Origin of the sequence: Neorhizobium sp. BETTINA12A, from assembly GCF_023006485.1 — a bacterium.
In the GTDB taxonomy this organism is placed as follows: Bacteria; Pseudomonadota; Alphaproteobacteria; order Rhizobiales; family Rhizobiaceae; genus Neorhizobium.
In genome coordinates this window covers 33,423-44,311 of record NZ_JALBGW010000033.1, presented here as the reverse complement: position 1 = coordinate 44,311, position 10,889 = coordinate 33,423, and the positions used below count along the sequence as shown (strand labels likewise).

Here is a 10,889-nt window from a genome sequence, read left to right as displayed (position 1 = left end):
GGCCCAGGCGCTCTGGCCGGGCGCCGGGATGCGCGCGCCGCCGAACAGCACCACGGTCGATTTGATGCCGCGCTCGGCAAGCGCCATTTCCGTCTTCATCAGCTCGAGCTGGAGACGGACGGGGCGAAGCTCCTCGCGGCTGAGAAACTCGTCATCCGCATAGGCGAGGCGATAGGAATGCGATTCCGTCTGCGGCGTCCTCGGCTGGACTGCGGCATCGTTTTTGTCCGCCTTGTTGTCCTTCAGCGGATCCCAGGCCCCGTCCTTGCGTCGCGGGCCATCCTTCTTCGCCTTTGCCATTCGCATGATCCTTCCGGCGTCAAATGCATTGACGCCAATTCGCATTGACGCTTGAGTGGCGGTCGCTTAGATCAAAAGACACCAAATGGCCACCTCTCCCACCATCACGATACAGAGTGACGTTTAAGGATTTCCCATGAGCAGCCCCGACTTCTCTTCCCTCGAAAAGACCATCGAGACCGCCTTCGACAACCGCGACGGCGTGACGGTTTCGACCAAAGGGGAAATCCGCGATGCGGTCGAGGAAGCGCTCAACCTGCTCGACAGCGGTCAGGCGCGGGTCGCAAGCCGCGGCGAAGGCGGAACCTGGACCGTGCACCAATGGCTGAAGAAGGCCGTTCTGCTGTCCTTCCGCCTCAACGACATGGAAGTAGTCAAGAACGGCCCCGGTGCCTCCACCTGGTGGGACAAGGTGCCTTCCAAATTCGAGAACTGGGGTGAAAACCAGTTCCGCGCTGCCGGTTTCCGCGCCGTGCCGAACGCTGTCGTGCGGCGCTCGGCCCATATCGCCAAGAACGTCGTCCTGATGCCCTCCTTCGTCAACCTCGGCGCCTATGTCGATGAAGGCACGATGGTCGACACCTGGGCGACTGTCGGCTCCTGCGCCCAGATCGGCAAGCACGTGCATCTTTCCGGCGGCGTCGGCATCGGCGGTGTGCTGGAGCCGATGCAGGCCGGCCCGACCATCATCGAGGACAATTGTTTCATCGGCGCCCGTTCGGAAGTGGTCGAAGGCTGCATCGTCCGCCAGGGCTCAGTGCTCGGAATGGGCGTGTTCATCGGCAAGTCGACCAAGATCGTCGATCGTGCCACCGGCGAGATCAGCTATGGCGAAGTGCCGCCCTATTCCGTCGTCGTCGCCGGCACGATGCCGGGCAAGCCGTTCCCGAACGGAGACATGGGACCGGGCCTTTATTGTGCCGTGATCGTCAAGCGCGTCGACGAGCAGACCCGCTCCAAGACCGCTATCAACGAACTGCTGCGCGATTGATCTGATCAAATGTCTGCTGCCGATCCCATCGCCAATCTCCAAACTTTGATCCGCTGCCCCTCGGTGACGCCTGCCGAAGGCGGCGCGCTTGCGGCGCTCGAGGCGATGCTGCTTCCGCTCGGTTTCAAGGTCGAGCGCATGGTGGCGACGGAACCCGGCATGCCGGACATCGAGAACCTCTATGCCCGACTCGGCACCGACGCCCCGCATCTGATGTTTGCCGGCCACACGGACGTGGTGCCGCCGGGAGACGAGACGTCTTGGAGTAAGCCGCCTTTTGCCGCCGAGATCGTCGGCGGCGAGCTGTTCGGCCGCGGCGCGGTGGACATGAAGGGTGGCATCGCCTGTTTCGTCGCAGCGGTCGCCCGCCATATCGATCTGCATGGCGCGCCAAGAGGCTCGATCTCCTTCCTGATCACCGGCGACGAGGAAGGCCCGGCCGTCAACGGCACCGAGAAGCTGCTGAAATGGGCGGCCGAGAGGGGCGAGACCTGGGATGCCTGCCTGGTCGGCGAGCCGACCAATCCGGATGCGCTCGGCGACATGATCAAGATCGGCCGACGCGGTTCGGTCTCCGGCAAGGTCACCGTCTTCGGCGTCCAGGGCCATGCGGCCTACCCGCACCTTGCCGACAATCCGGTACGCGGCCTGCTGCCGCTCGCCTCAGTGCTGATGAATCCGCCCTTCGACGGCGGCACGGCGGAATTCCCTGCCTCCAATCTGGAAGTGACCTCCGTCGATGTGGGCAATCCGGCGACCAACGTCATTCCGGCCAAGGCGGCGTTCGCCTTCAACATCCGCTTCAACGACACCTGGACCGCCGATACGGTCAAAGCCGAGATCGTCAGGCGGCTCGACGCAGCAGCGATTGCTAGCCCGCTGCGCCCGGAGCGCGATCCGGTCCGCTACGACATCACCTGGGCAGAACGCCCGAGCCACGTGTTCCTGACCCGCAACAATGCCCTGATCGCTTCGCTATCGGGTGCCGTCGAGAGCGTGACCGGCAAGGTGCCGAAACTTTCGACGACAGGCGGCACCTCGGATGCCCGGTTCATCAAGGATTATTGCCCGGTCGTCGAATTTGGCCTTGTCGGGCAGACCATGCATATGATCGATGAGCGCGTAGCCCTTGCCGATCTGGAGACGCTCACCCAAATCTATGGGACCTTCATCTCCCGCTGGTTCGATAATGCCCTCCTATCATGAAGTCAGGCTCTACCTCGGCGGTCTCTGGCTGCTGATCAGGGGCGATGCGCGCGGTCTGCGACCGTTCGACATTTCGGACCAGGGCGTATTGCGTTCGTTCTGGGCGGCGGGCTGGTGCGCGCCGGCATTGATTGTCGGCTGGATCGTTCAGCGGATGGAATACCTTCGTCATTTCCCTCAACGCGAAGACTATTCCTTCATCTTTTTCCTGAAGATGCTGGTCCTCGAAGCGGCCCAATGGGTCGTGCCGGCCGCGGCGCTCATCGCCCTCGGCTTCATTCTGCGCTTCATGCCGCTCGTGCCGATCCTGATCGTGGTGCGCAACTGGTTTGCCGTCCCGCTCGCCTATGCGATCCATGCGGTTTATTCGCCCATCGCTTTCCTATCTGCCCAGCAAGGTGGCGCCATGGGGCTTGCCGGTTACGCTTCGATAATTCTGGCGGCAACCATTCTGATCGCCGCGCTTTTCCTCGCCTGGTGCGTTCTAAGAGCAGTCATGGGTGGCCCGGTGATGATCCGCATTGCCACCCTGGGACTTGTGCTCCTGACCGACATGTTTGTTGCGCGCGAACTGGAGAATATCATGGGGGTTTCGTTAACCTGATGCGTGATTTCGCCGTTTTGCGAGGAGGCCGCCTTGCCCTCCTATGCTGAAGTCAGACTTTATCTGAGCGGTCTCTGGCTGCTGATCCGCGGCGATGCGCAGGGTTTCCGCCTGCTCGACATTTCCGATCGCGGGATGATGCGCTCGTTCTGGGCGTTCGTCTGGTGCCTGCCGGGCGCGTTCGTCTCGTGGCTGTGGTGGCGAGACTATTTGCTTGAGGGCATGCCGTCCGGCGCCCGGATCGGCGGGATTTTCTTCGTTCGCATGGCAATGCTGGAAATCTTCAACTGGCTGGTGCCGCTGATCCTTGCCGGCATACTCTGCTCACTGCTCGGCATCGCCCGAAAGTTTCCGGCGGTCGTCGTCACCGTCAACTGGCTCTCGGTTCCCTTCGCCTATCTCTACGGCCTGCTGAGCCTGCGTTTCCTGTTGCCGTCGAGACTCGATACCGCCCTGGCGCTGGTCCATTTCGCGCTGCTGCTCGTGATGATCATTTCGATATCGCGGGTGATGCGGATGATCTGCGGGCCGCAGCCGCTGATGATCACAACGCTGGTGCTGGTGCTGATCGTGCCGAGCATGCTGCTGACCGAAGCGCTGCAGCGTTTCCTCGGCATTTACCCACTCTGACGAAGCCAGCGCTTCAGGGCTCTATAGGATCGCCTGGATAATCGACCCGCATGAAATAAAGTCCCTCCGGCGGTGCCACCGGGCCGCAGGCCTTGCGGTCCCGGGCGTCCAATGCTGCGCGGACATCCGCCGGCGTCATGCGGCCTTCGCCGGCCAGTTTCAGCGTGCCTGCGAGCGAGCGTATCTGATTGTGCAGGAAACTCTGTGCCGTCGCGCGAATTTCGATCAGGTCGCCGCTGCGCGTGACATCCAGCATGTCCAGCGTGCGGACGGGATTTTTCGCCTGACAATGAACCGAGCGAAAGGTCGTGAAATCATGCTTTCCGACCAGCGTCTGGGCGGCGGCATGCATGACCTCATGATCCAGATCCTTGGTGACCCACCAGGCGCGCTTCGCATCCAACGCCAGCGGGCCGGCGCGTGAAATGATACGGTAGAGATAATATCGCCGGACAGCCGAAAAGCGGGCGTCGAACGTATCATCGACGACCTGCACGCCGATGATGGCGACTTTCTCCCTGGCCATGCCGAGATAGGCATTCAGCGCGTCGCGCAGCCGGTGTGGCGGCCACGACCGCGACAGATCGACATGCACCACCTGCCCGCGCGCATGAACGCCGGAATCGGTGCGGCCGGCGCCCTTGACCACCACGCTCTCCTTGGTCAAGGACAGTATGGCAGTTTCAAGTGCCGACTGTACCGAATGGCCATTCTTCTGCTTCTGCCAGCCGACATAGGGCGTGCCGTCATATTCGACGATCATGCGGAATCGCGGCATCAGGAAAGCCTCGTGCCGGGCTCCAGCGGCGTCCCGCGCAGAAACTCCGCCGCGGCCAAGGGCTTGCCCCCGGCCTTCTGCAACTTGAGGAGCCGCACCGCACCCGCGCCGCAGGCAAGGGTCAGTGCGTCGTCAAGAACCGTTCCGGGCTCACCCTGCCCTTCGCCGACTTCCGAGAGGAGAACCTTTACGCGCTCCGGCCTGCCGTTGATCTCCGCCTCGAACCATGCGCCCGGAAACGGCGACAGACCGCGGATGTGGTTATGCACATCACGTGCGGTCTTCAAAAAATCGATGTGCGTCTCGCCCTTGTCGATCTTGGCGGCATAAAGCGCGCCTTCCGACGATTGCGGCGTCAGCGGCAGGTCGTCGGCTTCGAGTTTCCCCATCGCCTCGACCATCGCACGGGCTCCGACCAGCATCAGCTTGTCGTGCAGCTCGCCCGCCGTCATGTTCTCGCCGATTTCGACTTCCCTCGTCAGCGCAACGGGGCCGGTATCGAGACCCTTTTCCATCTGCATGACCATCATGCCAGTCTTCTTGTCACCCGCCATGATCGCGCGCTGGATCGGTGCGGCACCGCGCCAGCGTGGCAGGAGCGAAGCGTGGCCGTTGTAACAGCCGAACTTTGTGCCCGTTAGGATCGCTTCCGGCAGCAGCAGGCCGTAGGCGACGACAACGGCAACATCCGCCTTGAGTGCGCGGAATTTCTCGCGCTCATCGGGATCCTTGAAATTCACCGGCGTAAAAACGGGAATGCCCAGCAGTTCGGCGGCCTGATGGACCGGCGACTTCACCAGATCGAGCCCGCGGCGGCCGCCCGGGCGCGGCGGCTGGGTATAAACGGCGACGATCTCATGGCCCGCATGTTTCAGGCTCTGCAGCGTCGGCACGGAAAATTCCGGCGTTCCCATGAAGATGATGCGAAGAGACATGGTCGTTCCGCGTCTCAAGAGACCGCGCCTTCTTAACTCGGATCGCCCGAGCGACGGTTCAGACCGCCTTGGACTTGGCAGCCTTGGTGAATTTCTTGATCACCATCTCGCGCTTCAGGCGGGAGATATGGTCGATGAAAAGCACGCCATTCAGGTGATCGATCTCATGCTGCAGGCAGGTGGCGAGCAGGCCATCGGCCTCTACCACATATTCCTTGCCGTCGCGGCCCAGATGCTTGACGCTGACGGTCGCGGGCCGCTCGACCTCGGCGTAATATTCCGGAATGGACAGGCAGCCTTCTTCGTAGACCGCGATTTCGTCGGAGGATCTGACGATCTCCGGATTGATGAAGACCTGCGGCTGCTTTTCCTCACCCTCACGCGCGATGTCGACGACCAGCAGGCGGCGCGGCACGCCGATCTGGATCGCAGCAAGGCCGATGCCCGGCGCGTCATACATGGTCTCCAGCATGTCGTCGGCGAGCCTCAGAAGCTCGGCGTCAACACGCTCTATCGGCTTGGAAACCTGACGCAGGATCGGGTCAGGCAGAATAATCAGAGGCTTGATCGTCATGGCTTCCCATAACCCATCTTTTTTTCCGAAGGAATAGAAATTACGGCCCGAGGAAGCGGAATGTTCACGTTTTGATCTTTTCAAGTGGCAAAATTCTGTTAGTTTCCCGCCATGAATAATCTTGTTGCCAGCCTTTCCCGTTTCTCCGACGATCCACGCGCTGCCGTCGTGGCGGTGATGTGTGGAGCGGCATTGCTACTGTTATGGCTGTTCCTGGTCCGGCGCGCATCGCTTCGGCGGCAGGAAGAGGCGGCCTTGCGGGTGATGGAAGGCGAAGCCCGGCTTTCCGAACTTCTGAGAGCGCAGAGCGAGATGCAGGGACGGCTGTCGGCAATGGCGGAGACGCTTTCGACGCGGCAATCGGAACTTAACCAGTCGGTCAGCCAACGGCTCGACGGCATGACGCACCGGATCGGCGCGACGATTACCGAACAGACCAAGTCGACGCATGAGAACCTGCAGCGGCTGCAGGAACGGCTGGCGGTGATCGACGCTGCACAGAACAATATCCAAACGCTCGCAAAAGACGTCGTCGGCCTGCAGGCGATCCTGTCGAACAAGCAGACACGCGGCGCCTTCGGCCAGGGCCGAATGGAAGCGATCATTGCCGACGGATTGCCGATGGGCGCCTATGGTTTCCAGACCACGCTTTCGAACGGCACCAGGCCGGACTGTACGATCAGGATGCCGAACGGCGCTCCGCCTTTGGTGATCGATGCCAAATTTCCACTCGAAGCCTGGAACGCATTTCGCGAGGCCGCGGCACCCGAAGCCAGAAGGGCCGCCGCCCAGGCCTTCAAGCGCGACCTTGAGGTTCACATCCGCGATGTCTCGGAAAAGTACCTGATCCCGGGCGAGACGCAGGAAATGGCTTTCCTTTTCGTGCCGTCGGAATCCATCTTCGCGGAGATCCACGAGCATTTCGAGAGTGCCGTGCAGAAGGCGCAACGTTCCCGGATCGTCATTGTCTCTCCTTCGCTGCTGATGCTGTCCATCCAGGTCATCCAGGCCGTGCTGAAGGATCAGCGGATGCGCGAGCAGGCACATCTCATCCAGGGCGAAGTGGCGCTGCTGATCGAGGATCTTTCCCGCCTCGACGACCGCACCCGCAAACTGCAGACACATTTCTTCGCGGCGCAGAAGGATGTCGAGCAGATCCTCACCTCCACCGACAAGCTCAACCGCCGCGGCGCCAAGATCGAGGCTCTCGAACTGGAGGCGCCAGCGGAGGCCGAGGCAACCCGCGACCTGCCGCAGGCGAAGGTGGTCGAAAGCCGTACCGGTCTTCTCAAACTGCGGGTGGTTGACGAGGAGTGATCCTCTCGGGCAGTGTCGCGCGACTTTAATTTACGCAAGCAGGCCTGCCCATGATCACCGTCCTCGGCTCCATCAACATGGACCTCATCGCCACGACCGAACGCCTGCCCCAGCCGGGCGAGACGGTTGCAGGATCGAGCTTTGCGACGGCCGCCGGTGGTAAGGGCGCCAACCAGGCGCTCGCAGCACGCCGTGCCGGAAGCTCCGTGCATATGGTTGGAGCCGTTGGGGAAGATGGTTTTGCTGCGCCGGCGCTGGCACTTCTCGATGACGCCAAGGTAGACCTCTCAGCGGTCGCGCGCGTAACCGATCCAACGGGCACGGCACTGATCCTAGTGGGGGGCACGGGCGAAAACATGATCGCGGTGGTGGCCGGCGCCAACGGTACCGTGAGCACGGCACAGGCCGAGGCGGCGGTCGAAGCCATGAAGATCGGCGATATCCTGATGCTGCAGCTCGAAATTCCGGCCGAGACGGTAGAGACGGCGCTCAACGCAGCGCGTGCCAAAGGCATTCAGACGGTGATCAACACTGCGCCGCTGACCGGCGATGCGGCCCGGCTGGCCCGGCTTGCAGATATCGTCATCGCCAATGAAACCGAATTCGAATTGCTGGCCGGAAGCCCGATCCCGGACGCTGCGGCGCGCCAGGAGATGTTGAAAAAACTGCACGCGGAAACCGGCCAGACATACGTCGTCACGCTCGGTGGCGACGGCGTGGTCGCGATCCGCGACGGGGAGATCATCGCCGCCGAGGGATTAAAGATCGAACCGGTCGATACGGTCGGCGCCGGCGACACGTTTTGCGGTTACCTGACCGCCAGCCTCGAACAGGGGCTCGATTTTGCGAAAGCGCTCCGCCGCGCCGCGGTGGCCGGTTCGCTCGCCTGCCTCAGCCGCGGCGCCCAGCCATCGATCCCGCCCGCCGAGGCGGTCGATGCCAGGGTCTAAGCTGCTTTGATCGGGTATTCCCCGCTACTCTCGCTGCGCCGTGGGAGAACGTATTTACAATTTTAGCCAACATTAACATATCGCTTTTAGGGTCGCGGATATCTCAGCGGGGACGAGATTCGATCCGCCTCGCGGCAGCTCCATGAAGGAGCCCCACCTCTGTCCGCAACGCGAGGCAATCGATGTTTTCGCTCAAGATCAAGTCGCTCTCCACGAAGCTCATACTGGTAACGAGCCTGGTAATCGCCGTCGTTCTGGTTCTCTCCAACTTCTTCCTGATTTCCCAAACCCGCAATCGCGTGTCGACGCTGACCATGGCGCAGGCGCAGGCCGAGGCGCGTTCGATCGCCAACGAAGTCGCCGTCGACATGGGCCAGCTTGCCGGAGCGGCACGCTCGATGGCGGGCGTGATCGGCCGCGGCCATGCCGCGGGTTATCTCGACCGCAAGGGCGTCACCGACGCTCTCAAGGCCAACCTGGAGCAGAATGCTTTTGCCTATGGCAGCTGGTTCGCCGAAGTTCCGGGCGTGTTCGACGGGAAGAACGCGGAACTCGTCGGCAACAAGGAGATGGGCGCCAACAAGAAGGGGGAGCTTGCCCCGTACTGGACCAAGAGCCGCACCGGCGATATCGCCTATAGCGTCTTCGACATCGACACCCAGGCGGAATGGTATTCGCTCGCGGCAACCTCGAAGAAAGGCTCGCTCACCCAGCCCTATATCGAAAGCACGACGGGCGATGCTGTCGCCATGAGCTCCGTCGCCTACCCCGTCATGTCCGGCTCCAAGCTCCTCGGTGTTGCTGGCCTCGACGTCTCGATGGCAACCCTGACAAAGAAGCTCCAGGCGATGCGGCCGTTCGGCTCCGGCCGGGTTCTCCTGGTGTCGCAAGGCGGTAAATGGATCGTGCCTGTCAATCCCGACAAGCTGATGAAGCCGGTCGAAGGCGAAAAAACGAGCGAGCTGCTGGCCGCGTTGAAGTCGAACCAGCCGGTCCAGCTCGACAACCTGACCGCCGATGCGGCGGAACCCTTTGAACGCGTCGTCTATCCGTTCACGGTCCCGGACCTCAACGCCACCTGGGCGATTGTCCTGGACGTGCCGCAGAGCGTGATTGCCGCGCCGGTTCAGGACCAGACACTGATGATGGTGCTCGGCGGGATCGTCATCATGGGGGCCTGCATCGCGACCCTCTATTTCGGCAGCACCGTCTTCGTGCGGCGGCCTCTGGGGGCGCTGCTCGGCAGCGTCGACACCTTAAGCAAGGGCCGCTTCGAACAGCCGGTCGAAGGCCAGGATCGCACCGATGAAATCGGCTCGCTGGCCGGCGCGCTCGAAGGCTTCCGCCACACGCTGGCGGACGGCCGGCGGCTCGGAACGGAGGCGGAAGCGCAGCGCCATGCGGCGGAAAGCGAGCGCCACCGTTCCGAAGGCGAGCGCGAAGCGAACGCCCAGCAGCAGCAGCGCGTCGTCACCTCGCTTGCCAATGGCCTGGCGGAACTCTCCAATGGCAATCTCGGCTATCGCATCCAGGACGATTTCCCGGGCGACTATGCCAAGCTGAAGATCGACTTCAACAAGGCGCTGGAAAGTCTTGAGGAGACTATCGCGACGGTGAGTTCGACCGTCTACAATATCGGCAATGGCAGCCGCGAGATCACAACCAGCGCTCAGGACCTGTCGCGCCGGACCGAGCAGCAGGCTGCCAGCCTCGAGGAAACCGCAGCCGCACTCAACGAGCTCACCGCGCAGGTAAACTCGAGCGCCGAGAACGCCAGCTCGGCCGCCGGTACGGTCAACCTCGCCTGTGACGATGCGGAAAAGTCGGGCGAAGTGGTGCAGAAGGCCGTCGCCTCGATGCAGGGCATCGCCCGATCCTCGCAGGAAATCTCGCGCATCATCGGCGTGATCGACGAGATCGCCTTCCAAACCAACCTGCTCGCCCTCAATGCCGGGGTGGAAGCTGCCCGCGCCGGCGAGGCCGGCAAGGGTTTTGCTGTCGTCGCACAGGAAGTCCGCGAACTCGCTCAGCGTTCCGCAAACGCCGCCAAGGAAATCAAGGCGCTCATCAACGCCTCGACCAGCCAGGTCAGCGACGGGGTGGAACTGGTCGGCAAGGCTGGCGATACGCTGCAGAAAATTGCAGTGCAGGTGATGCAGATCAACGGATTGATCCGCCAGATCTCGGCTTCCGCGAGCGAACAGGCCGTCGGCCTCAAGGAGGTCAACTCGGCGGTCAACCAGATGGACCAGGTAACCCAGCAGAATGCCGCGATGGTGGAAGAGACCACCGCCGCAAGCACGGTGCTGAGCACGGAAGCGGAAACCCTGAAGTCGCTGGTCGCGCGGTTCCGCGTTTCGGCACACGCGACTGGCCACGTCCAAAGCGCTCCGCAGGCGCTGCGTCAGGTCGCCCAAACCATGCGGGCAACGCGGCCGAGCCAGCCCGCACCGGCACCACGTGCCAAGCCGGCGCCAAGGGCTGCGATCTCACACGGATCGGCGGCCGTCGCATCCGACGATTGGCAGGAATTCTGATCGCACCTAAAGCTGAACGTATAAAAGCCGCCCTTCAAACGGCGGCTTTTTCTTTGCCCGCTTATTC

The 10,889-nt window shown here is 62.4% G+C and carries 10 protein-coding genes and 1 pseudogene; 7 read left to right on the top strand and 4 right to left on the bottom strand.

What is annotated here, in order from left to right:
* Positions 1 to 300: pseudogene (locus MOV61_RS11810) on the bottom strand (lysine decarboxylase); the annotation flags it as partial.
* A gap of 136 nt (positions 301 to 436) precedes the next feature.
* Here MOV61_RS11810 and dapD point away from each other — a divergent pair.
* The 4 genes from dapD to MOV61_RS11790 are packed head-to-tail and all read left to right on the top strand — an operon-like array spanning position 437 to position 3,731.
* Complete coding sequence (gene dapD, locus MOV61_RS11805) at positions 437 to 1,291, top strand: 2,3,4,5-tetrahydropyridine-2,6-dicarboxylate N-succinyltransferase (protein WP_038539254.1); 855 nt, start codon at positions 437 to 439, stop codon at positions 1,289 to 1,291.
* Between the two features lie 9 nt (positions 1,292 to 1,300).
* Positions 1,301 to 2,497, top strand: a complete 1,197-nt coding sequence (gene dapE / locus MOV61_RS11800; protein WP_247136702.1) for a succinyl-diaminopimelate desuccinylase — start codon at positions 1,301 to 1,303, stop codon at positions 2,495 to 2,497.
* Positions 2,481 to 3,101: a hypothetical protein gene (locus MOV61_RS11795; protein ID WP_247136701.1), complete on the top strand. Its 621-nt coding sequence runs from the start codon at positions 2,481 to 2,483 to the stop codon at positions 3,099 to 3,101. The genes dapE and MOV61_RS11795 overlap by 17 nt, the downstream gene beginning before the upstream one ends.
* Positions 3,102 to 3,134: 33 nt before the next feature.
* Positions 3,135 to 3,731: a hypothetical protein gene (locus tag MOV61_RS11790; RefSeq protein WP_038548612.1), complete on the top strand. Its 597-nt coding sequence runs from the start codon at positions 3,135 to 3,137 to the stop codon at positions 3,729 to 3,731.
* A gap of 13 nt (positions 3,732 to 3,744) precedes the next feature.
* On the opposite strand, the gene truA is transcribed toward MOV61_RS11790, so the two are convergent.
* Genes truA through def form a run of 3 tightly spaced genes read right to left on the bottom strand, consistent with a single transcriptional unit; the run spans position 3,745 to position 6,018 of the window.
* Entirely contained in the window at positions 3,745 to 4,509 is a 765-nt protein-coding gene (truA, locus tag MOV61_RS11785; protein WP_247136700.1) for a tRNA pseudouridine(38-40) synthase TruA, read from the bottom strand.
* Positions 4,509 to 5,444, bottom strand: coding sequence for a methionyl-tRNA formyltransferase (fmt, locus tag MOV61_RS11780; RefSeq protein WP_247136699.1), 936 nt, complete (start codon positions 5,442 to 5,444; stop codon positions 4,509 to 4,511). The genes truA and fmt overlap by 1 nt, the downstream gene beginning before the upstream one ends.
* A 58-nt stretch (positions 5,445 to 5,502) precedes the next feature.
* A complete protein-coding gene (gene def, locus MOV61_RS11775; protein ID WP_247034423.1) occupies positions 5,503 to 6,018 on the bottom strand; it encodes a peptide deformylase in 516 nt (171 codons plus the stop codon).
* A gap of 177 nt (positions 6,019 to 6,195) precedes the next feature.
* On the opposite strand from def, the gene MOV61_RS11770 reads away from it, so the two are divergent.
* From MOV61_RS11770 to MOV61_RS11760, 3 genes are all read left to right on the top strand, one after another.
* Positions 6,196 to 7,335 (top strand): DNA recombination protein RmuC, encoded by a 1,140-nt coding sequence (locus MOV61_RS11770; RefSeq protein WP_408962375.1) that lies wholly within the window; start codon positions 6,196 to 6,198, stop codon positions 7,333 to 7,335.
* A 50-nt stretch (positions 7,336 to 7,385) separates the two neighbouring features.
* A complete protein-coding gene (locus MOV61_RS11765) occupies positions 7,386 to 8,285 on the top strand; it encodes a ribokinase (protein ID WP_247136697.1) in 900 nt (299 codons plus the stop codon).
* A gap of 182 nt (positions 8,286 to 8,467) precedes the next feature.
* Positions 8,468 to 10,822, top strand: a complete 2,355-nt coding sequence (locus MOV61_RS11760; RefSeq protein WP_247136696.1) for a methyl-accepting chemotaxis protein — start codon at positions 8,468 to 8,470, stop codon at positions 10,820 to 10,822.
* The last annotated feature ends 67 nt before the right edge of the window (positions 10,823 to 10,889 follow it).